The sequence below is a fragment of the Pseudomonas sp. AF03-9 genome (assembly GCF_020515815.1).
Taxonomy (GTDB): domain Bacteria; phylum Pseudomonadota; class Gammaproteobacteria; order Pseudomonadales; family Pseudomonadaceae; genus Aquipseudomonas.
In genome coordinates, this window is record NZ_JAHPJF010000013.1 from 49,631 (window position 1) to 71,412 (window position 21,782).

The 21,782-nt window shown below is 59.5% G+C and carries 22 protein-coding genes and 1 tRNA gene; 9 read left to right on the forward strand and 14 right to left on the reverse strand.

What is annotated here, in order from left to right; genetic code table 11:
• The first annotated feature begins 124 nt into the window (after positions 1 to 124).
• Positions 125 to 2,068 carry an avidin/streptavidin family protein gene (locus tag LIY36_RS16720; protein WP_226456350.1) on the forward strand — a complete coding sequence of 648 codons (1,944 nt, stop codon included), beginning with the start codon at positions 125 to 127 and terminating at the stop codon, positions 2,066 to 2,068.
• On the opposite strand, the gene LIY36_RS16725 is transcribed toward LIY36_RS16720, so the two are convergent.
• Entirely contained in the window at positions 2,065 to 3,468 is a 1,404-nt protein-coding gene (locus tag LIY36_RS16725; RefSeq protein ID WP_226456453.1) for a heavy metal sensor histidine kinase, read from the reverse strand. The genes LIY36_RS16720 and LIY36_RS16725 overlap by 4 nt on opposite strands.
• On the reverse strand, positions 3,465 to 4,136 hold the full coding sequence (locus LIY36_RS16730; RefSeq protein WP_192296466.1) for a heavy metal response regulator transcription factor: 672 nt from the start codon (positions 4,134 to 4,136) through the stop codon (positions 3,465 to 3,467). The genes LIY36_RS16725 and LIY36_RS16730 overlap by 4 nt, the downstream gene beginning before the upstream one ends.
• A 147-nt stretch (positions 4,137 to 4,283) precedes the next feature.
• Between LIY36_RS16730 and LIY36_RS16735 the strand changes: the two genes are divergently transcribed.
• Positions 4,284 to 4,787: a GlcG/HbpS family heme-binding protein gene (locus LIY36_RS16735; RefSeq protein ID WP_226456351.1), complete on the forward strand. Its 504-nt coding sequence runs from the start codon at positions 4,284 to 4,286 to the stop codon at positions 4,785 to 4,787.
• 10 nt (positions 4,788 to 4,797) lie between these two features.
• A complete protein-coding gene (uraH, locus tag LIY36_RS16740) occupies positions 4,798 to 5,208 on the forward strand; it encodes a hydroxyisourate hydrolase (protein WP_226456352.1) in 411 nt (136 codons plus the stop codon).
• 52 nt (positions 5,209 to 5,260) lie between these two features.
• Here uraH and LIY36_RS16745 read toward each other — a convergent pair whose 3' ends face one another.
• Entirely contained in the window at positions 5,261 to 6,421 is a 1,161-nt protein-coding gene (locus LIY36_RS16745; RefSeq protein WP_226456353.1) for a cytochrome P450, read from the reverse strand.
• A 74-nt stretch (positions 6,422 to 6,495) separates the two neighbouring features.
• Between LIY36_RS16745 and LIY36_RS16750 the strand changes: the two genes are divergently transcribed.
• The 3 genes from LIY36_RS16750 to LIY36_RS16760 all read left to right on the forward strand — a co-directional run bounded on the left by LIY36_RS16750 (position 6,496) and on the right by LIY36_RS16760 (position 8,196).
• Positions 6,496 to 7,263 (forward strand): ArsR/SmtB family transcription factor, encoded by a 768-nt coding sequence (locus tag LIY36_RS16750; protein WP_226456354.1) that lies wholly within the window; start codon positions 6,496 to 6,498, stop codon positions 7,261 to 7,263.
• 142 nt (positions 7,264 to 7,405) lie between these two features.
• Positions 7,406 to 7,945: a hypothetical protein gene (locus LIY36_RS16755; RefSeq protein ID WP_226456355.1), complete on the forward strand. Its 540-nt coding sequence runs from the start codon at positions 7,406 to 7,408 to the stop codon at positions 7,943 to 7,945.
• 53 nt (positions 7,946 to 7,998) lie between these two features.
• The gene (locus LIY36_RS16760; protein ID WP_226456356.1) at positions 7,999 to 8,196 is read left to right on the forward strand and encodes a hypothetical protein; all 198 of its coding nucleotides are present in this window, start codon (positions 7,999 to 8,001) and stop codon (positions 8,194 to 8,196) included.
• Between the two features lie 70 nt (positions 8,197 to 8,266).
• Here the strand turns inward: LIY36_RS16760 and LIY36_RS16765 are convergent.
• Positions 8,267 to 8,357: transfer RNA gene (locus tag LIY36_RS16765), tRNA-Ser, on the reverse strand.
• A 152-nt stretch (positions 8,358 to 8,509) separates the two neighbouring features.
• On the opposite strand from LIY36_RS16765, the gene LIY36_RS16770 reads away from it, so the two are divergent.
• Positions 8,510 to 9,181, forward strand: coding sequence for a Bax inhibitor-1/YccA family protein (locus LIY36_RS16770; protein ID WP_192296518.1), 672 nt, complete (start codon positions 8,510 to 8,512; stop codon positions 9,179 to 9,181).
• Between the two features lie 62 nt (positions 9,182 to 9,243).
• On the opposite strand, the gene murB is transcribed toward LIY36_RS16770, so the two are convergent.
• From murB to LIY36_RS16810, 8 genes are read right to left on the reverse strand one after another with little or no spacing between them, the layout of a single operon-like run.
• Positions 9,244 to 10,263 carry a UDP-N-acetylmuramate dehydrogenase gene (gene murB / locus LIY36_RS16775; RefSeq protein WP_226456357.1) on the reverse strand — a complete coding sequence of 340 codons (1,020 nt, stop codon included), beginning with the start codon at positions 10,261 to 10,263 and terminating at the stop codon, positions 9,244 to 9,246.
• Entirely contained in the window at positions 10,260 to 10,724 is a 465-nt protein-coding gene (locus tag LIY36_RS16780; RefSeq protein WP_226456358.1) for a low molecular weight protein-tyrosine-phosphatase, read from the reverse strand. Before LIY36_RS16780 ends, murB begins: the two co-directional genes overlap by 4 nt.
• Positions 10,724 to 11,488: a 3-deoxy-manno-octulosonate cytidylyltransferase gene (kdsB, locus tag LIY36_RS16785; protein WP_192296521.1), complete on the reverse strand. Its 765-nt coding sequence runs from the start codon at positions 11,486 to 11,488 to the stop codon at positions 10,724 to 10,726. The genes LIY36_RS16780 and kdsB overlap by 1 nt, the downstream gene beginning before the upstream one ends.
• Positions 11,485 to 11,670 (reverse strand): Trm112 family protein, encoded by a 186-nt coding sequence (locus LIY36_RS16790; protein WP_192296522.1) that lies wholly within the window; start codon positions 11,668 to 11,670, stop codon positions 11,485 to 11,487. Before LIY36_RS16790 ends, kdsB begins: the two co-directional genes overlap by 4 nt.
• Before the next feature lie 24 nt (positions 11,671 to 11,694).
• On the reverse strand, positions 11,695 to 12,705 hold the full coding sequence (gene lpxK, locus LIY36_RS16795) for a tetraacyldisaccharide 4'-kinase (protein ID WP_226456359.1): 1,011 nt from the start codon (positions 12,703 to 12,705) through the stop codon (positions 11,695 to 11,697).
• The gene (locus LIY36_RS16800; protein WP_192296524.1) at positions 12,705 to 13,133 is read right to left on the reverse strand and encodes an ExbD/TolR family protein; all 429 of its coding nucleotides are present in this window, start codon (positions 13,131 to 13,133) and stop codon (positions 12,705 to 12,707) included. The genes lpxK and LIY36_RS16800 overlap by 1 nt, the downstream gene beginning before the upstream one ends.
• On the reverse strand, positions 13,130 to 13,765 hold the full coding sequence (locus LIY36_RS16805) for a MotA/TolQ/ExbB proton channel family protein (RefSeq protein ID WP_185706715.1): 636 nt from the start codon (positions 13,763 to 13,765) through the stop codon (positions 13,130 to 13,132). The genes LIY36_RS16800 and LIY36_RS16805 overlap by 4 nt, the downstream gene beginning before the upstream one ends.
• Before the next feature lie 47 nt (positions 13,766 to 13,812).
• Positions 13,813 to 16,065, reverse strand: coding sequence for a DNA internalization-related competence protein ComEC/Rec2 (locus LIY36_RS16810; RefSeq protein ID WP_226456360.1), 2,253 nt, complete (start codon positions 16,063 to 16,065; stop codon positions 13,813 to 13,815).
• Between the two features lie 135 nt (positions 16,066 to 16,200).
• Between LIY36_RS16810 and LIY36_RS16815 the strand changes: the two genes are divergently transcribed.
• Complete coding sequence (locus LIY36_RS16815; RefSeq protein WP_192296526.1) at positions 16,201 to 16,716, forward strand: DUF2062 domain-containing protein; 516 nt, start codon at positions 16,201 to 16,203, stop codon at positions 16,714 to 16,716.
• Here LIY36_RS16815 and LIY36_RS16820 read toward each other — a convergent pair.
• Both LIY36_RS16820 and LIY36_RS16825 read right to left on the reverse strand, forming a co-directional pair.
• Positions 16,702 to 18,090, reverse strand: a complete 1,389-nt coding sequence (locus LIY36_RS16820) for a sensor histidine kinase (RefSeq protein ID WP_226456361.1) — start codon at positions 18,088 to 18,090, stop codon at positions 16,702 to 16,704. The genes LIY36_RS16815 and LIY36_RS16820 overlap by 15 nt on opposite strands.
• A complete protein-coding gene (locus LIY36_RS16825; RefSeq protein ID WP_226456362.1) occupies positions 18,077 to 18,805 on the reverse strand; it encodes a response regulator transcription factor in 729 nt (242 codons plus the stop codon). The genes LIY36_RS16820 and LIY36_RS16825 overlap by 14 nt, the downstream gene beginning before the upstream one ends.
• 206 nt (positions 18,806 to 19,011) lie before the next feature.
• On the opposite strand from LIY36_RS16825, the gene LIY36_RS16830 reads away from it, so the two are divergent.
• Positions 19,012 to 21,765, forward strand: coding sequence for a response regulator (locus LIY36_RS16830; protein ID WP_192296529.1), 2,754 nt, complete (start codon positions 19,012 to 19,014; stop codon positions 21,763 to 21,765).
• Positions 21,766 to 21,782: the final 17 nt, after the last annotated feature.

Genomic DNA, 21,782 nt, shown 5'->3' on the forward strand with positions numbered 1-21,782 from the left:
TTCAGGCATATGTGATCCATCGTGACTGACAGCCCACGCCCTGCCCCCTGCGTTTGAATAACCCCAGACCTCGAGCGGGTCATCCAACCGGATGCCCCATCAAATTGCAGACACGGAATTCACTATGGACAGTCAACAATGGAGTGACGGATTCACCTTTACCATGCAACGCGGTCCCTTTCAGAACAACGGCGCCACACCTTGGTACACCCGTGTACAGGTAGGCACACCAGGGCAATCCCTGAAGGTGTCGATGGACACCGGAACCAATATCACCTGGATAACCTCCAGCCTGTGTTCGCCCGACCGATGCCAGCACTTCAGCGCAGGCCGGTTTGACCATCAGGCGTCCAGCACCTTCACCTTTACGGATTGCCTGCAACGGCCCTACAGCTTCGGGCCCTGGGGCACGATGCAGGTAGAATCCGGTTCGGATGTATTGACTCTGAATAACACCGCATTGCCCATTCAACTTCTACTGGCGGCAGACTACACCGGAACGCAGTTTCGCCAATTGGACTGGGACGGCGGCATGGGCTTGCCCAGCAGCAGCGCCTATGTCGACGGGAAAAGCTCGTTTGTGTTTCAGGCGTTGATGAATGCTGGAAAAATCGATCCCCATCAACCCTTCGTTGCCTTCGACTGGGACCCTGCTTCGCGTCGGGGCGTGTGCCAGATGGGGGCAGTGGATGCGGCTAAAACCCGTGGTCCGCACCTGTTTCTTCCGTGGTCGCTCTACAGCAAAGTGCGTGGTATGGAATACATCTGGTCGACTCCGCTGACGTCCTACACCGTAGGCGGCGACGTTTTGGCCAGGAACGTAACCTTCGCGCTGGACTCTGGCTCATCCCAATTCAAAGGGGATGACCGGCTGATGCGCCAGACCCTTGAGCGTATTGCCCAAGGCGGCAGTCCAACGGTCGTCCTGGGCTTCGCCGATGGCGAAATCACCCTGGGTGCCGACCTGTACAACGTTTTGATCGAGGACGGTCCAGACAAGGGTAAAACCCTTCCTCAATTCGAGCCGCTGGGACTGACCGACCTGGTGCTGGTGGGTTCGCTGGTGATGGAGTATTGCTACACCGTCTATGAGTATCGTGTGGTGCAATGTCGAGCAGGCACTTACTCACTCGCGCCGGTTGGGATATGGCTGTTTAACCGCCCGCAGGGGCCCCAGATTATCAGCCGCTCATCTTCACGGCGCTTTGAGGCAAAGCCGCGCACGCTTGTCAGTGGAAAGCTGGTGCTCCGCCCGCCCCTAGCGACTGCCCATACAGCGCCGCCGCTTTGCGCCGCTGGCACCTGGAAAAATGACTACGGCTCGACAATGACGTTGACGGTCACCGGCAATGTCATTACCGGTTCGTATCAGTCATCCACGGGCTCAACGGGCCGATACGCAGTGACGGGTTATCAAGCGAGTACAAGTCCTTCACGGGAAAAAGGGCTACCTGTGGCATTGGCTATAGACTGGCACTCGCTGGATGAGCAGCAGGCCGACCCGAGCTGGCATTGGGTGTCGGGGTTGTGCGGACAGCTCCATCGGATCGCAGGCGAGGATCGGCTCAATCTATCGCACGTGCTCATCGCCACCGAAGATTTTCCCGATCTGGCTAAACAAGGAGCGTATCTGGACAAACTGAGCTATCGACGGGTTGCAGATGAGGCCATAGAACTACGTCCTATCACCCCCACCTTGGCTTCGGAGCACGACAACCGGTTAAATGGCACTTGGATGGCAGTGCAAGGATATAACCTGAAACTGCACGTTAGAGCGTCAAGCCAGCATGCTTTAGGTCGTGTCAGCGGCACGTTGACGACGCCTACCGGGCGGGTCGAGGTATCCGGTTTTACTGACATCAACGCGAACTCGGGCGGGCTGTCACGGCAATCGGTAAGCCTCGCCGCACCGCAAAAGAGCGGTGAAGCGGTACTGGCCCTGGCCGGTTCGCTGGATCTTCAAGTGGATGAATTGACCTTGCTGGCGTTGCTCACGTCATCCACAACAGCGTCACAACGTTATGTGCAAACACAGGTCCAGTCGATCATGTTCAGGAGGACTCACTAAATAATCCGCTTGGATTCAACCTGGCTTGCTACCGGGCCCATTGGAGGAAACTCCAAACGAAAGCTCGTTCCGGATGAATTGCTGTCTACGCTGACCCGACCACCATGCAACTGCATAATTGAGCGAACGATGGCTAAACCTAGCCCACCAGAGTCGTCCGGCTGACTACGTGACGGATCGCACCGGTAGAAGCGCTCAAACAGTCGAGGGAGATGCTGCGCTGAAATCGGCTGGCCTTGGTTATGCACGATAATTTCAATCCTGTCCCCTAAAGCCATACTGCTAATGGTTACCGGCGTAGCAGGAGAGCCATAACGCAGTGCGTTGGCCAGCAAGTTGGCCAGTGCTCTGCGGATCAAAGCAGGATCAGCATGCAGTTGATCATGGGCCTGATTGATCAGCGCGACATCACGTTCTTGTGCAACACCTTCAAAATACTCACACAGTTGCTCCACCAGGTCGTGCAGGTTGATGAGCTCATCACTGACACATGCATGCGACTGCTCGGTGCGCGCGAGAAACAGCATGCTATCGACCATTCGCGCTAGACGCTCATACTCTTCCTGATTCGAAACCAGCAAGTTTTGATAGTCTTCGATTGAACGACAATGCCTCAGGGCCTGCTGGGTGTGCCCCATCAGATTGGTGAGCGGGGTGCGCATCTCATGGGCGAGATCCTCCGAGAATCGTGATAGCTGGGCGAACCCCTCTTCGAGGCGTGCAAGCATCTGGTTAAGCGCTTGGCTGAGTGCTTGTAGTTCACTCAGTTCGTTGAACTCATCCAGCCGCAGATGCAGATGGTGTACATCAATTGCGGCAGCGCGCTTCGCCAGTAAGCGCACAGGTCGTAAGCCTCGCTGACTTACCCACCCGCCGAGCACAAAAGCCAGCAGCGCACCGACCGACATCGCGAGCCAGAGCTTGAGTCGATAAGCCCCCAGCATCTGCTCGCGCTCGCTCAACAACTTGCCAGCAATCAGGGTCAAGCCGCGATCACCTTGCATGACATGCTGCCAGGCAAAGCGCACTGCCACCGAAGAGTTACCGTCACTCAACTGAGCCTGGGCTACAGCCGGTAACGCGGGCAAGCTCATGCCGACGGGGTTGATTTCGATCAGCACCTGACCTGTGTCATCGATGATCCACAGCAAGTTGTCGCGATTGCCCAGCATATTTTCGTATAGCTTGGGCCGCTTTCTGAGTTGCTCGACGCTGATACTGTCGTTGATCAACGCATGCATGCGCTCCAGGCGCCCGAGCAGGGCCTGGTCATCGCGCCAAGCGATTTCTCGCTGTAACGACTGATAAAGATAAAAACCAATGGACCCCAGCAGCAGCGCACTGACTAACGCGAACATGAGCGCCAGGCGCAAGCTCAGGTTACGCGCAAACAGTTTCAGGATTGCACCTCAAGCATGTAACCGATGCCACGCACTGTATGTATCAACTTTAGTGGGTAAGGATCGTCAACCTTGGCGCGCAGTCGTCGGATGGCGACATCGACCACATTGGTATCACTGTCAAAGTTCATCTGCCAGATTTGCGAAGCAATCGAGGAACGCGATAGCACCTCTCCTTCCCTACTGACTAACAGGTGCAACAGGGCAAACTCCTTGTTGGTCAGGGTCAGGCGTTCACCCTGGCGCGTGACCTTACGGCTCAACAGATCCACGCTCAGGTCTGCAACCAGGAACTGCTCGACCTCACGGGGCGGCCCCCTGCGCAGGAGCGTACGTACACGCGCCAATAACTCGGCATAGGAAAAGGGTTTGACCAAATAATCATCGGCCCCTGATTCAAGCCCCTTGACCCGATCCTCCACAGAGTCCCTAGCAGTAAGAAAAAGCACCGGGGTTTGCCACTTGCGTCGAATAATCTGAAGCAATTGCCAACCGTCCAGGCCCGGCAGCATGACATCCAGGATGATCAAGTCGAACTCACTTTCCTGTGCCAGATACTGGCCCTCCAGGCCATCTAAGGCGACCTCCACCACGTAGCCCGATTCAGTCAGGGCTTTGTGGAGGTAATCCGCTGTTTTCGCTTCATCTTCAACGACCAGGATACGCATCTTTTCCTCCAGAATTGGAGCATAGGCTAGCGCGCTTGGCCGTTTTGGCACATTACATCTTGGTAATCATGAGGCAATCATTCTGACGGTGTGCACGGGGCATCATGCCTGGCGATGACTCAGCCAGACAAAACAAAGGAAAAAAGCATGCGTATACGCCTGTCAGCTTTATTGCTCAGCTCACTTGCAATGAGCTCTGCGCTCGCCGTTGCAGCCCCGGGTCAAGTTGTGCAGCGCAACGACGTTTCATTGGCAATGGCCAATGATTTGCTAAATACCGCGCTGGCAGCGTGTCACGCCGAAGGCCGCACAGGTGTTGCTGCAATTGTCGACAGTGGCGCAAATCTAGTCGCCTTGCAGCGTGACGATAACGTGGGCCCACACAATACATTAGCCGCCCAACGCAAAGCCTATACCGCCCTATCGACCAAGACGCCCACACGACTGTTGGCAGAGCGTGCTCGCAGTACCCCCGATGCGGAAAACCTCAACACCCTGCATGAGCTATTGCTGCTAGGCGGCGGCGTGCCGTTGCTGTTTGAAGGGCAAGTCATTGGCGCAATCGGAGTGGCCGGTGCCGGCGGAGCAGCAAACGATGAAGGTTGCGCATTGGCCGCTATCAACAAAATTTTACCTACCGTCAAAAACTAAGGACATCATCATGACTGGATTGAAAACATTCTTCGCTGGCGTTGTATTGAGTGTCGTATCGTCACTGGCATCAGCGGCAGGAAACCCGCTGAGCGTGCATGTCCTCAACTTACAAGATGGCCTGCCCTCCCCTGGTATCAATGTCACATTGGAAAAACAAGACGGTAAGAACTGGGACATGCTCAACAGCGCTTCGACAAATGAACAAGGTCGTATTCCCGGGCTATACCCCGAAGGTCAGGCTCTGGAGAAAGGCATCTACCGTGTAACCTTCAAGACAGGCGAGTGGTTCAAAGCGCATAAGATTCCAAGTTTCTTCCCTGAGGTACCGGTAATCTTTGAGGTAGACGGTGCCGTTGCGCACTACCACATTCCATTACTGCTCAGCCCCTATGGTTTCTCTACCTACAGAGGTAACTGAGCCTCTAACGGGGCCAATGAGCTTGCAAGGTGTCTAGAGAATACGGGGCGATTCATTGCTGAGTTTCCCGATCACGATAAAAATGAGGTATGCGACCATTAAGGGAGGGCAAATAACTCCACCGATAAGGACGCGCAGAGGAGGCTGGTTGTCGATGCAGCCATGCCAAAATCGCCTCAGCGGCGATAGTCAATGCAAGTTGCTGGCCTGGACATTCATGTCGTCCTGATCCGAAGCTGAAGGTTCGTCGTTGCGTTCGTTTGACCAAGAGTCTATCGGGGTCTGGGTTCGCGTAGGAATCCCTATTGGCTGAAGCGAGTAACACTAGAACGGTATCGCCCGCCTCCAAGACGCTGCCCCCGATAGTGCATCGCTTAGCAACGAATCGCCGGGTGTTTTGCACGGGCGAGTCGTAGCGCGCTACCTCTTCCACCAAGTCTGCAACGAGCATCTGCGTAGGTAGCATGTCTTTAATCAGATCAGGGTTACGATGGAGCGCTACAAGGGTATTGCCGATCAGGCCTGCAGTGGCTTCGCAGGTCTGTGACAACAGGCCGATCAGGTTAGCGATCAATTCATCATGATCTCTCCAGGCGGTGGCTTCGCATCCACTCCAGATATGGCTCAAGAAGCGGCTACTTTCATCGTCGTTGCTCAGCAGCGCGCTGACTAATTGACTAAGTCGGGTGGCCCCAGAATCAGCTTCACCGAGTTGAATTTCGTCGCTTAACGGCGACAGGCAGGCGACGAAATCCCTCGTCAGCCTCGCTACTTCCTGTAGCCGGTTGGATGGAAAGCCTATCAAAGCGGCAATAACGGAAACCGGTAACGTGAACATCAACTCATCTAGGTTGTCGACCGGGTTATCGAGGGTCTCGACCACACGTGACACGATGTCTGCGATGCTATCTGTTTGGACAGAGGCCAAGGCAGGTTCGATAACCATCCTGGGGCACAGGTGCTGTGGGCCTTCGTTCATGCGCATCAAACGACCGAAAATCATTCCTGCCACGCCTTGCGCAATGGCAGGAGGTATCGGCTCGTTTAGCGGACGCACCCGACAGTCTGGATGCCCCAGAATGGCTTCGACAGCTTCGGCACTACTTGCAATCCATAAACGAAGATCTGCATCGAATAGCAGGCCGTTTTGTCGCCTGAGACCTGAGTAATAAACGTAGGGATCAGTATGGGTAGCGGCTTCAAAAGGCGTCATTGCGTAAGTCCTGTTCACAAAGAACGGCTACTATCGAGCACCCCTCATGGTGACGATTCGCTCAGGAACGAAATATGGACGCTCGAAGCAATGACACCGCGATTTCTCGGGTAGCCGGCGCTATTGCCGAACCAGCGAGGACGAAAATGCTGTGTTCGCTGATGGACGGCCACGCCCGTACCAGTACCGAAATGGCCGTCATCGCCGACGTCAGTGCGTCCACGGCGAGCGCGCATTTGGCAAGGCTAAAAGAGGACGGGTTGGTAAAGTTGCACACGCAAGGCAGGCATCGTTACTACAGTCTGGCTGACGCGCAAGTGGCCCAGGCTATTGAGGCCCTCATGGTGATCAGCCAAAACGCACCTACACGATATGTGTCCACGACCCCAACCCGACTGCAGTTCGCGCGTACCTGTTATGACCACATGGCAGGAACACTGGCTGTACAACTGCACGATCATTTCGTGGAGTCAGGCTGGTTAACCGTGCCAGTTTCCGGGGAGTTGTATCAGCTTACGATAAGCGGCGAAAAAGCCATGACCGGGCTCGGTATCGAGATAGAAAAGGTAAGGGCACAGCGGCGTCGTTTCGCGTGCTCCTGCTTGGACTGGAGCATGCGGCGCCCTCATCTTGCCGGAGCACTCGGAGCGGCTTTTCTACAGACGGTCATAAGCCGCAAGTGGGTTATCCAAGACCTTGATAGCCGGGCACTCGCATTGACATCCAAGGGACGAAAGGAGCTGTCTGGCCTATTCGGGATCATTCTGGAAAACAATGAGAGGGAGAGATCAGTCGTGCGGAATGCGGCACGACCCGCCGAACCGGCTTTGCCGGCACGATAATTACTTATTCCTTCAACTAAGCATCTATCAAGAAGCAGGCATTGCTTCGCGTGCCATATCGAAAATCAAGGTGTCTTGGCGGGACGCTTACCTTTTTCTGGATTTAAGCACCACCGGAGCTTCAACATCGAAGGATAGGGACATGAATCACATCTACAAAACGTTTCTACTACCTACGGGTATCGGTATTGCGGTGTTGTGCTCGATGAATGTCGAAGCTATAACGCGGGAAGAAATGCTCAAGCTCAATGCCGCGTACCCGCCCGGTAGTGTGGTTAGCTGTGAGACGCGGCTTGAAGGAAACGGGGGAAATTTATTTCCAACGCTCCTGAAAACTCGCGCGCACATCGAAGAAAGAACGGGGAACCTGACCCGTACTGATGTGAGCGTAACGTTTGTCCCACAGGGATCATCAACCACCACAATGACCGTGAATTACCAGTCGCGAGCAACCATGGAAGATGACGGTGAGTTAGTTGATATTGACCCAGATAGCCTAACTGTCTCATTCAGCCCTTCAAATCCAGCCAGCGAGTCCATTGTGGCGAACAAAATGCGCAGTACTCTCCCCGCTACTGGAAGCGATCTAAGGCTATACAAGACGGTAACAATCACCGATTTCCCTTCCTTCATAATCACTCCCCAAGATCAGCCTCCGATCTACTGTTTTAAGGAAGAATAAGCAGTGACACTTTGCATCATCGATGCCGTGTCAGACTTGGAATACGCTAGCCCTTGGTCGATCTGATGGAGTGGTCTGGGATTACTGAGCAGAGCGAGGCGATGACGCTGATTATTGGCGACGCGAACCTGCTGCTGGCACAGCGGACAGGAAATTACCAAGCGGGTTTACAGGAGGATCGGCGCGACCGCGAAGCCATCAAAATAGGAAAGTTCTGGGACACTTCCACAATAGTTATGGAATACCTATGAAAAGACGCCTCCCGCTTCCCGAATGCCAGAAACACAAAAGCCCCGCATTGCGGGGCTTTTGTATGAATCTTGGCGGGAAACCAGGGATTCGAACCCTGGGAACGCTATTAACGTTCGCCGGTTTTCAAGACCGGTGCATTCAACCACTCTGCCAATTTCCCTTTTGCATCACAGGATTAGAATAGACCATCCCGTCTCAGCGGGCGCCATAATACCCGAATGAAACACACTGTCAAACTCTCGCCATCGCTTGTTACAGAGCGTCTGTTATGATCTTTGCGACTGAACGTTTCAAAACTCAAGGAGTGTCGCCATGCGCGAACAGAATTACGCAGTGAATGGCAATGCGCAGGCTGAGCAGCTTGAAGTCAGCCGCGTATTGCGCAACACGTACGGCTTGCTCGCCCTTACCCTCGCATTCAGCGGCGTGATGGCGTTCGTGGCGCAGCAGATGCGTGTTGGTTATCCGAACATTTTTGTCGTGCTGATCGGCTTCTATGGTCTGTTTTTCCTGACCAACAAACTGCGCGATTCGGCCTGGGGCCTGGTGTCGGCGTTTGCCTTGACCGGTTTCATGGGCTTTATCCTCGGCCCGATCCTTAACCGCTACCTCGGCATGGCCGGCGGTGCGCAAGTGGTCAGTTCGGCGTTTGCCATGACCGCGCTGGTGTTTGGTGGCCTGTCGGCCTACGTGCTGGTCACCCGTAAGGACATGAGTTTCCTGGGCGGTTTCATCACCGCAGGCTTCTTCGTGCTGCTGGCAGCGGTGGTAGCTGGGATGTTCTTCCAGATCAGCGGCCTGCAGTTGGCGATCAGCGCGGGTTTTGTGCTGTTCTCCTCGGTGTGCATCCTGTTCCAGACCAGTGCGATCATCCACGGCGGTGAGCGTAACTACATCATGGCGACCATCAGCCTGTATGTGTCGATCTACAACCTGTTTATCAGCCTGTTGCAGATCTTCGGCATCATGAGCCGCGACGACTGATTTCAGCCGACACAAAAAAAGCCCCGTATCGAAAGATGCGGGGCTTTCTTGTTTTCAAGGGATCAGTACTGGTTGGGCTCCATCTCCAGGTCCACCTTGAAGCGTTCGGCAATGTCGCGCTGGATACGTAGCGCCAGGTCTGCAATATCGTGCCCGGTGGCGGCACCATAGTTGACCAGCACCAGCGCCTGCAGCTTGTGCACGCCCGCATCGCCATCCCGAAAGCCCTTCCAGCCAGCCTTGTCGATCAGCCAACCGGCAGCGAGTTTCATCTGCCCATCTGCCTGCGGGTAGGCCACAAGATCGGGGTATAAGGCTTGCAGTTCAGCCGCAAGGGCTTGGGAGACCAACGGGTTCTTGAAGAAGCTGCCAGCATTGCCCAGCTCTGCCGGGTCTGGCAGTTTTTCGCGGCGGATGCTGCAAATGGCGCGGCTCACATCGCTCGGTGTCGCCTCGGTGATCCCTTGCCCGGTCAGGCGCTGCTGCACCGGGCCGTAGTCGAGTTTCAGGTGGCTGACGCGGCTCAGGGCGAAACGCACGCGCAGGATCAGCCAGCGCCCGACTTCGTGTTTGAACAGGCTGTCACGATAGGCGAAGTTGCATTCCTCCAGGCTGAAATCCCGCAGTTCGCCGGTTTGGCGATCCAGGGCGGTCAGGCCGGCGAATACGTCTTTGATTTCTACGCCATAGGCGCCGATATTCTGCATCGGCGCGGCACCGACGGTGCCGGGGATCAGGCTGAGGTTTTCCAGGCCACAAAAGCCTTGCTCCAGGGTCCAGAGCACAAAGGGGTGCCAGGCCTCGCCTGCTTCGGCTTCAACGATCACCTGCTGGCCATCGTCCTGCAACACCCGAATACCTTGGGTGGCCATGCGCAACACCAGCGCCGGTATGTCCTGGGTCAGCAGCAAATTGCTGCCGCCGCCAATCACCAGCAGTGGCAGCGCCTGCGCGGCGGCGTAGGCCAGGGCCTCACGAACATCGGCGTCACTGCGGGCTTCGGCGAACAGTCGCGCGCGCACATCGATGCCAAAGCTGTTGAAGGGCTTGAGCGATACCTGCGCAAGCACGTGCAAGGTCATAACCGCCCCTTAATTTCGATCACCAATAGGTCACAGGCTTGCTCGATCAGGTCAAGGACCCGCTCAAAGCCTTGTTCGCCTTCGTAGTATGGGTCTGGCACCTCGTCGACCTCAGCGTCATAGCGGCGCAGGAACAAGTCCAGCTCTGCCTTGCCCTGCCCCGGCTGCAGCGCCTTGAGGTTGCGCAGGTTGCTGTGATCCATGGCCAGGATCAGGTCGTAGCGCGCGAAGTCGGCTCGACCGACCTGCTGCGCACGCTGTGCCGACAGGTCGTAGCCGCGCGCCAGCGCCGCGCGCTGGCTGCGCTGGTCCGGCGGGTTGCCGACATGCCAGTCACCAGTGCCGGCGGACGCGACTTCAACCTGCCCGGCCAGCCCCGCATCGCGCAACTTCTGGCGCAACACGCCCTCGGCCGTTGGCGAGCGGCAGATGTTGCCCAGGCAGACGAACAGGACTTCCATCAGGCCCCCAACAGGCGACGGACGCGCTCAAGGTCTTCCGGCGTGTCGACACCGGCGGGCGGCGCTTCCAGGGCGTCGCCGACGTGGATGCGCACGCCGTGCCACAAGGCACGCAGTTGTTCCAGGGATTCGGTGTTTTCCAGCCAGCAGGGGCCCCAGCTGACGAAGTCATGCAGGAATCCGGCGCGGTAGGCGTAGATGCCGATGTGGCGGCGATACGGCACACCCTCCGGCAACGCGTCAGGATGCTTGGCGAAGGCGTCGCGCGCCCAAGGCAAGGTCGAGCGGCTGAAGGTCAGTGCCAGGCCGTTGATGTCGCTGACCACTTTCACCACGTTCGGGTTGAACAGCGTAGCGATGTCTTCAATCGGCTCAGCCAGCGTCGCCATGCGTGCTTCGCCGTGGGCAGCGAGGTTGGCAGCCACCTGGTCGATGACGCTTGGCGGGATCAGCGGCTCGTCGCCTTGTACGTTGACCACGATGGCATCGGGCGCCAGGCCCAGCTGCGTGGCCACTTCGGCCAAACGGTCGGTGCCGGAGTTGTGGTCTTCACGGGTCAGCACTGCTTCGGCGCCGAAGCCTTGGCAGGCTTCGATGATGCGTGGGTCATCAGTGGCCACTACGACCCGCTCGGCGCTGCTCTTGCAGGCCTGCTCCCACACCAGCTGGATCATCGGCTTGTTGCCGATCAGTTGCAGCGGTTTGCCCGGCAAGCGGGTTGAGGCAAAGCGCGAAGGAATGACAACGGTAAAGGCGGTGGTCATTTATCCAGGCGCTCATCGGAGGTCAGGGTACGGGCTTCGCTTTCCAGCATGACCGGAATGCCATCACGGATCGGGAAAGCCAGGCCGGCGCCTTTGCTGATCAGCTCGGTTTTGTCGGCGCTGAGCTTGAGCGGGCCTTTGCAGATAGGGCAAGCGAGGATGTCGAGCAGTTTGGTGTCCATGAGTGTTTCCTGGAAAGAAGCGTTTTAAGGCAAGAGACGGGCGGGCAACAGGCGCATCAGTTGCGTGTCGAACCAGGCGACGAACGCCGGCGACGGCACCGCATCCACCGCAAGATACCACCAGTCGGGCTGGGCAAAGGCGCGGCACTTGACCGCGTCCTTCTCGGTCATGACCAGCGGCAATGATGGCGTGAAATTCAAGACCTCTGCGCTGTAGGGCGCATGGTCGGCAAAAGCATGGGGGATCGGCTGCCAGTGTAGCGATTCAAGCGTGTTGAAGAAACGTTGCGGGTTGCCGATGCCGGCAACCGCGTGAACCTGCTGGCCAGACGAAAAATACTCGACCGATTGACGCTCACCGGTCTTCAAGTTGATCAACGCCGTGGGCTGTAGACGGAAGGCAAAGCCATCTTCGCGATCAGCGGTGGCACCGTTATAGAGCAGCGCATCCACGCTCTCAAGACGCTCCACCGGCTCGCGCAACGGCCCGGCAGGCAGGCAGCGGCGGTTGCCAAGGCCGCGCGCGGCGTCGATCAGCACCAGTTCCAGGTCGCGGGCCAGGCGATAGTGTTGCAGGCCGTCATCGGACAGGATCAAGTCCAGGGTTTCACTGGCCAGCAGCGCCTTGACTGCACGGCTGCGGTCGGGATCGATCATCAGCGGCACGCCACAACGCTGCACGATCAGCAGTGGCTCATCGCCAGCCACTGCAGCACTGTGACTGGCCTCGACCCGCCACGGCAACTGCGGTGGCTTGGCGCCATAACCCCGGCTGACCACCCCCACACGCAACCCGCTGCGACGGCAGTGCTCGATCAACCACAGGATCAACGGCGTCTTGCCGGTGCCGCCCACCGTGATATTGCCGACCACCACCACCGGCACCGGCGATTGATAGATCTCGCCCTCGCCCGCCAGGAAGCGCGCGCGCTTGCCCTGCACGACGCGGCGATACAGCGACTCCAGCGGGCGCAACAGCGACAGCGCCGGGTGCCCTTCATACCAGGCCTTGAGTAAACGATCGGACATAGCCATCAGGGTTGGCTCGCCGCCTCGACGGTACTCATGCGCAGATGGCTGAAACCGAGCTTGCCAGCAGCGTCCATCGCCGTGATCACCGCCTGATGCTGGGTCTTGCCATCGGCACTGATCGACAGCGGCATCTTGGTATCGCCGCCGGATTCTCGCTGCAAGGCATCCATCAGGCTGGCCAGGTCGTTTTTCTCCAGCACCTGGTTATTCACCGAAAACACCCCCTCGGCACTGATGGCGATGTCCAGTTGCTTGACCTGCTGGTCTTCTGCCGGCGAGCCGCTGACCGCTTCGGGCAAATCGACGCGCAGCTCGGTCTGCCGGGTGAAGGTGGTGGTGACGACAAAAAACAGCAGCAGGATAAACACTACGTCGATCAACGACGCGAGGTTGATGTCGACGTTTTCCCGTTGCTTGCGGCGAAATTTCACGCTCGACCCTCGACCAGATCCACATCACGGTCGCCCTGTACCACTTCCACCAGCTTGATCGCCTCCTGCTCCATGCCCACCACCAATTCATCGATGCGCCGTTGCAGGAAACGGTGGAAGAACACCGAAGGAATCCCGACCATCAGGCCGGCGGCCGTGGTTATCAGTGCCTTGGAAATACCACCGGCCAGTACGGCAGCGTTGGTGGTCATGCCCGAGCCCATGAACGAACTGAAGATGTCGATCATACCCAGAACGGTGCCCAGCAAACCGAGCAACGGGGCCATGGCGGCAATGGTGCCGAGGGCATTGATATAGCGCTCCAGCTCATGAATGACCCGGGCGGCGGCCTCCTCGATGCACTCCTTCATGATCTCGCGACCATGCTTGGAATTGGCCAGGCCGGCGGCGAGGATTTCACCTAGAGGTGAGTTGGCGCGCAGTTCCTTGAGTTTTTCCTTGTCGAGCTGCTTGTTCTTGATCCAGCCCCACACCTGCCCCAGCAGATGTTCGGGGGTGACGCGACTGGCGCGCAGGGTCCACAGGCGTTCGGCGACGATGCCGAGTGCGGCGATGGAGCTCATGATGATCGGCAACATCATCCAACCACCGGATTTGACCAATTCCCACACAGTGAATGTCCCCTCGAAAAAGTGCGCCACTTTACCATATCGGTTCGTCAGCGGGGTTCGCCGACCTTAGGCTCAAAGGGTAATGCATAACGCCAGAAACGACGTTGACTGCGCGCAACAATCGGCGGTGCGAAGGCGCCCAGTCGCAGACGCACGGCCCCTTGCTCGGCGCTGTCGTAGATCCGGCTACCCAGCGCCTGGTAGCGCTCCAGCACTTGCGGATGAGGATGGCCAAACGCATTGCCACGGCCGCGGGAGATCAACACCGAGTGGGGCGAAAGCCTTTGTACAAAGGGCCAGGACGAAGAACTGCGACTGCCATGGTGGGGTGTCTGCAGCCAGTCGGTCGCCACCGCCAGGGGTGACTCAAGCAAGGCCCGCTCGGCGGCGCGGTCAATATCGCCGGTCAGCAACAGGCGCTCGCCATTGGCCTGGACCTGCAACACACAGGACTTCGCGTTGCCTTCAACCGCGTCCGACCATTGCCACAACTCAAACGCCACGCCGTCCCACTCCCAACGCTCGCCGCTCACGCATGGCTGGGTCCCGAGGAATGTCGGCAACCTTTCGGTCTCGCCGCCCACTACCCGGCGGATGGCCAACCCACGGGCAACCGCGGCCGCACCACCGGCGTGGTCGACGTCGGCATGGCTCAGCAGCAGCATGTCCAACCGCCCTACCCCGAGCTTTTTCAACGCTGGCAACACCACGCTGGCGCCCAGATCGGACGCACCCGAACGCGGCCCCGCATCGTAAAGCAGGGTGTGCCGACGGGTGCGCAGGATCAATGCCTGACCCTGCCCGACATCCAACTGCAGCACCTCGACCTGCCCATGGGGCACTGATTCCCTGGGTGGAAACACCGCCAGCAACAGCATCGGCCAGCCCAGCAGCCGCAACGGCACGCCCTTGGGCAACAGCAACAACACCGCGCCCGACAGGCTGATCAGCCAGCAGCCCAGCGGCACCTCGGCCGGAGTCCAGGCCGGCAGTTGTTCCGCCAGCAACGCGAGGCCGCGAAACAGTCCGTCCAACGCGGCACCGGCCAGCCACAATAGTTGCTCGCCCACCCATGGCAGCGGCAAGAGCGCAGTCCCGAGCAGCGCCAACGGCAACACCACCAGGCTGATCCAGGGCACCGCGAACAGGTTGGCCAACGGCGCGCTCAGGCTGATCGGCAGCCCCAGCGCCAGCAATACCGGAAACAAACCGAGTGCAATCAGCCACTGCGCACGGGTCCACGCCTGCCACACACTCCAAGCGCCCAAGCGCCCGCTGAACGCCGGCACCAACACGGCAACGGCCGCGAACGACAACCAGAATCCAGGCTGCAAACTGGCCAACGGCTCCAGCACCAATACCCCATTGAGCGCGAGCAGCAGCGGCCACCAGGCACCCAGATGGCGAAACCGCAAGCGCCACAGCAGCACCAGCCCGACCATCACGCAGGCACGCTGCACGGGCACACCGAACCCTGCCAGCAAGCCGTAGCCCAGCGCAGCGGCAAACGCCAAGCCACACGCCCACGGTAGCCAAGGCAGGGCCCGCGGCCAATAGCCGTAGCGCGCCAACCCGGCGACCAGCGCGTAAATCAACCCCGAGAGCAAACCAATGTGTTGACCGGAAATCACCAGCAGGTGCACCGTGCCGGTGGCTTGCAATACCTGCCAATCCTGCGGCGCCAGTGCCGAACCGTCCCCCAGCACCAACGCCGCCAACCCAGCCTCGCGCCCCTGGGCATCCACGCTCGACAGGCGTTGGCGCACGCTGTCGCGCCAAGCGTTACGCGCAGGCGACAGGCGCATGCCATCCTTTACCGAGCCCGTGGCGCCAATACGATGGGCAAGCAACCAGGCCTCGCGGTCAAAGCCATGAAAATTAAGCAACCCCGCCGGCCGCTTGAGCGTGACCGCCACGCGCCAGCGTTCACCGCTGTGCACCGCCGGCCCAGCGTGCCAGGACACTTGGATACGCTTGGGCAACCGGGCATTGCGCGAGCGACTGTCGGCCAGCTCGAACCGTACACCGCTGCCAGTCTGCTGCGGTAACCCGACGACACGCCCTTCCAGCCAGCGTGTCTGCCCATCCAGTGCCGGCCTAAGACGATCATCCAGCGCCCACTGCGCACTCAGGCACGCCCAACTCAAGCCGAATAGAAAGAACGCCAGGCAATAGGTGCGAAATGGCAACAACATCAACGCCACCACTGGCATGGCCAGCAGCAGGCCGACAGACGGCAACACCGGTAAAAAGCGCAGGGTCAACAACCCCAGTGCAAACGCGAACATCCCTGCTCTCATGGATCATCCCTTTCAAGTGATCCATTCAGTCTTAGCCGAGCGCCCGGTACTGCCTTTGATGTTTTGTCACAAAGTCTGAATTTTCTGTTTATAGAATGTGGGCATACTTGCCCCTCGATCTGACCTGGAAGCCTTATGCCTCGGCGCTTATTCAAACGGTACATGCCCGACCCCAGCAGTATCAGGGAACACAAGTCCTTACGATTCCTCGGCACGTTGCTGCATGACCCCAACCTCTGGCACCTCAACCGGCACTCGGTGGCACGGGCCATGGCCGTGGGTTTATTCGCGGCGTTTATCCCGATTCCGTTGCAGATGTTGTTGGCGGCGGTCCTGTCGATCACGGTGCGCGGCAACATGCCCATCGCCGTCAGCCTTGTGTGGCTGACCAATCCGATCACCATGCCGGTGGTGTTCTTTTGCACCTATTTGACCGGCGCCTGGCTGATGAATGTGCCGCCACGCAGCCTGCCCGACGACCTGACCTGGGAGTGGATCAGCGGCCAGCTGAGCACCCTGTGGCAGCCGTTCCTGCTGGGTTCAGTGGTATTGGGGTTGGTGTTGGGCGCGCTGGCCTATTGCCTGACCATGGGCTACTGGCGCTGGTGGGTGGCCCACCAATGGAAGAAGCGCAGACTACGTCGCGCTTGAGGCCTGGCGCGCCTGCAGGCGCAGGTGAATGCGCAGGCCTTGTCCGGTGTTTTGCGCCCACAGGCTGCCGTCCTGACGCTGCACGGCGTTGCGCGCGATGCTCAGGCCCAGGCCAAAGCCGCCGTCGCCGGGCCGCGAGCCATCCAGACGGGTGAACGGCGCAAAGATACGCTCCAGATCGCGCTCATCGATACCACCGCCCTGATCCTCCAGCCACAAGTGCCAGTAATCCCCCTCGCGCCGCCCATCCAGGCTGACTGCACCCTCGGCGGGCGAATGGCGTATGGCATTGCGCAGGATATTCTCCAGGGCCTGGGCCAACGCGTTGAGGTTGCCGCGCACCCAGCAATCGGCGCCCAGCAGGCACGGCAGGCGCGATGCCGGCCAATCACTTTCAAAACAGGCGTTCTCACGCAACATGTCCCACAACGCCTGCACCTGAATGTCTTCCCGGGGCAGCGGCGCACGCTCGGTATCCAGCCAGGCGAGTTGCAGACTGTCCTCCACCAGGCGCTGCATTGCGTCGATCTCCCGGCTCAAGCGCTCACGCAGCTGCGTCAGATCCTGTTCGCTGTCGCACGCCACCCGCAGCCGGCTCAGCGGGGTGCGCAGTTCGTGGGACATGTCCCGCAGCAGTTGTTGCTGCAAGACCACCGTGCCCTGCAGGCGTTCGGACATGTGATCAAACGCACGCCCCAATTCGCCAAGCTCATCCTGGCGACTGATGGCCGCCTGGGACAACCGTGTATTCAACTGGTCGGCGCGCCAGGCATTGGCCTGCTCACGCAGTTGATTGAGGGGCATGATCAGCAGGCGATAGAGCCCGATGCACAGCAGCAACGTGAATAAACCGGGGATGACCCCATTGGTCACCACTCGCCAGAACACCTGGTAGCGCCCCGGCATAAAACGTTGCGGCAACTCGATCACCAGCGAACCCGCCTCCGGGTTCACCGGGAAGGGAATTTTCAACCACGGCAAGCCTTTCACATGCCGGCTGACCGGCCAGTCCAGCCCACGCAGGAACGTCAGGCGTTGACTTTCCTTGTCGCTCAACGGGTAGCTGCTCAAGGACTGCAAGTCATTGCCAATCACCCCGATCCAGGTGCGCTCACGCGTGCCCATCTGCTGCAGCCACGCATCAACCCCGGCGTGCCCACCGCGGTTCCAGGCCTGTTCGGCACTGACCGCGTAACCACTCAAGGTGATCCTCGCTTCGTCGGACAGGTACTGGTTCTTCTGCTCCATGTACCGACCCCAGGACCAACTGAGCCAGATCATCAACAAACAGAAGGCGATCAACAGGCACGCCAGTTTCCAGAATAGCGAGTGCTTGCCCGGCAACCGCTGCAACGGACGTTCAAAGGCTGTCATCGGCACCGCTCAGCACATAGCCCTTGCCCCACACCGTGCGTACTTCGCGCTCGCCGTAGCCAACGGCCTTGAGCTTGCGGCGGATCTGGCTGATGTGCATGTCGAGGCTGCGATCATGGGGCGCATAGCCGCGCTGCAACACGTGCTGATAAAGGAAGGCTTTACTGAGGACTTCTTCACCGTTGCGGTGCAGGGTTTCCAGCAAGCGGTATTCGCTGCGCGTCAGCCCGGCCCACTGCTCCTGATAGAGAACGTCGCACAGCTCGTCGTCAAAACGCAGGGTGGGCGCATCGTCGCGCGGCGGTGAAAGGCTCGGCAACGGGCGGCGGTCGAGGGCCACCCGGCGCAGGATGGCTTCGATGCGCACGCGCAATTCGACCATACTGAACGGCTTGGGCAGATAGTCGTCCGCCCCCAGGCGAAAGCCACTGATACGATCGGCCTCGGCGCCCAGGGCCGACATCAGGATGACCGGGATCGAGTGGCTCTGGCGCAAATGCGTGAGGATCGACAAGCCATCCATCCCCGGCAGCAGAATATCCATCAGCACCACGTCGAACGCCTGGTCACGGGCCATTTGCAAGCCCTGCTGACCGTTCTGGCACCACGTCACCTGGAAACCACAGCGCCCCAAATGCTCGTGGACATAGGCGCCGAGCACAGGGTCATCTTCAATGGTCAGGATACTGGGTAGGACAACTGCTGCGGGATTCATTAGCGTCTGCAAGTCATTCTCAATGGCCGATTATTCAAGATTAACCCGCCGCAGGCAATCGCCATCCGCCCCCCCAATGGCCCGAAGATTGCCTCATATCATTAATTTGCAAGATCCGACGCCGCTCAAATGGCTACACTGCGCAGGTGGCGCGGCCCGGATGCTGGCGTGGTTTATCGATAACAATGTGGTAGCAGGAGAGTGGCGTGCTTAGAAGAATGGGGATAAAAGGCCGCGTACTGTTGCTGACCTTATTACCGACCAGTCTGATGGCCCTGTTGTTGGGGGGCTATTTCACCTGGATGCAACTGTCGGAATTGCAGACCCAATTGCTGCAACGCGGCGAAATGATCGCCGAGCAACTGGCGCCGCTGGTCGCCCCGGCCCTGAGCGCGAAGAACACCGAGCTGCTGGAGCGCATCGCCACCCAGTCACTGGAGCAGCCGGACGTGCGCGCCGTGTCGTTCCTCAGCCCGGACCGCACGCCCCAAGCCCACGCCGGCCCGACCATGCTCAACCAGCCGCCCATCGGCAACAGTTCGCACCTGCTGCAACGCACCGGCAACGATGCAACGCGTTACCTGCTGCCAGTATTTGGCCGTCATCGCAACCTCGCGGGCGAGTTGATCCCCGACGAAGCCGACCGCCTGCTGGGCTGGGTCGAAGTCGAACTGTCCCACAACGGCATGTTGCTGCGTGGCTATCGCAGCCTGTTCGCCAGCCTGCTGTTGATCGCCATCGGGCTGATCTGCACCGCAGCCCTGGCCCTGCGCATCAGCCGCACCATCAACTCGCCGATTGGCCTGATCAAGCAAGCCGTAGCCCAGCTCAAGGACGGCAACCTGGAAACCCGCCTGCCGCCGCTGGGCAGCCAGGAGTTGGACCAGCTCGCCTCGGGCATCAACCGCATGGCCGAAACCCTGCAAAACGCCAGGGAAGAACTGCAGCACAGCATTGACCAGGCCACCGAAGACGTGCGCCAGAACCTGGAAACCATCGAGATCCAGAACATCGAGCTGGACCTGGCGCGCAAGGAGGCCCTGGAGGCCAGCCGCATCAAGTCCGAGTTCCTGGCCAACATGAGCCATGAAATCCGCACTCCGCTCAACGGCATCCTTGGTTTCACCCATCTGCTGCAAAAAAGCGAATTGTCGCCGCGCCAGCTGGACTACCTGGGCACCATCGAAAAATCCGCCGACAACCTGCTGGGCATCATCAACGAAATCCTCGATTTCTCGAAGATCGAGGCCGGCAAACTGGTGCTCGACAGCGTGCCCTTCAACCTGCGGGATCTGCTGCAGGACACCCTGACCATCCTCGCCCCTGCGGCCCATGCCAAACAGTTGGAGCTGGTCAGCCTGGTCTACCGCGACACCCCACTGGCGTTGGTGGGCGACCCGCTGCGCCTCAAACAGATCCTGACCAACCTGATCAGCAACGCGATCAAGTTCACTCGCGAAGGCACCATCGTCGCCCGGGCAATGATCGAAGACGAACAGGAAGACAGCGTGCAACTGCGCATCAGCGTGCAGGACACCGGCATCGGCCTGTCCAGCCAGGATGTGCGCGCGTTGTTCCAGGCCTTCAGCCAGGCCGATAACTCGCTGTCGCGCCAGCCTGGCGGCACCGGCCTGGGCCTGGTGATTTCCAAGCGTTTGATTGAACAGATGGGCGGTGAAATCGGTGTCGACAGCACGCCTGGGGAAGGCTCGGAATTCTGGATCAGCCTGAACCTGCCCAAAACCCGCGACGACCTCGAAGACCTGCCGTCTGCGCCATTGCTCGGGCGCCGCGTGGCGGTGCTGGAGAACCACGAACTGGCGCGCCAGGCCCTGCAGCATCAGCTGGAAGACTGCGGCCTGGAAGTCACGCCGTTCAACAGCCTGGAAAGCCTGACCAACGGCATCACCAGCGCCCATCAGACCGAGCAGGCCATCGACCTCGCCGTGCTTGGCATCACCGCCAATGACATCCCACCGGAGCGCCTCAACCAGCACCTGTGGGACCTTGAGCACCTGGGTTGCAAGGTTCTGGTGCTGTGCCCGACCACCGAACAGATGCTGTTCACCCAGTCGGTACCCAACCCCAACAGCCAGTTGCAGGCCAAGCCTGCCTGCACCCGCAAACTGCGCCGCGCCCTGGCCGACCTGATCAGCCCGCGGCCCTCGCGCAGCGAGCCCGGCGAGCCGCTGTCCAGCCGCGCGCCACGGGTGCTGTGCGTGGACGACAACCCGGCCAACCTGCTGCTGGTGCAGACCCTGCTGGAAGACATGGGCGCCAAGGTCCAAGCGGTAGAAAGCGGGTTCGCCGCCATTGACGCGGTCAAACGGGAAACCTTCGACCTGGTGCTGATGGACGTGCAGATGCCTGGCATGGACGGACGCCAGAGCACCGAGGCGATTCGCCAGTGGGAAAGCGAGCGCCACGGTACGCCGCTGCCGGTGGTCGCCCTCACCGCCCACGCCATGGCCAACGAAAAACGTGCCCTGCTGCAAAGCGGCATGGATGACTACCTGACCAAACCGATCAGCGAGCGGCAGTTGGCCCAGGTGGTGCTCAAGTGGACCGGCCTGGCCCTGCGCAACCAGGTACCGGAGCGTGCCACCGACGGCCTCGCCCCAGCCGTGAAGCTGCTGGTGCTGGATCATGAAGAAGGCCTGCGCCTGGCCGCCGGCAAGACCGACCTGGCCGCCGACATGCTGGCCATGTTGCTGGCCTCACTGGAAGCCGACCGCCTGGCCATCACCGTGGCCCGCGAAGCCAAGGACCACAACGCGCTGATCGAACGCGTCCACCGCCTGCACGGCGCCACCCGTTATTGCGGCGTGCCGCAACTGCGCGCCGCCTGCCAACGAGCCGAGACCTTGCTTAAACAGGACGATGCAAAGGCCTTGCATGCCTTGGACGAACTGGACATGGCGATTGCGCGGTTGGCGAGCGAAGCGCGGGTCAGCGCCTGAAGCAACGCTTCAGGAAA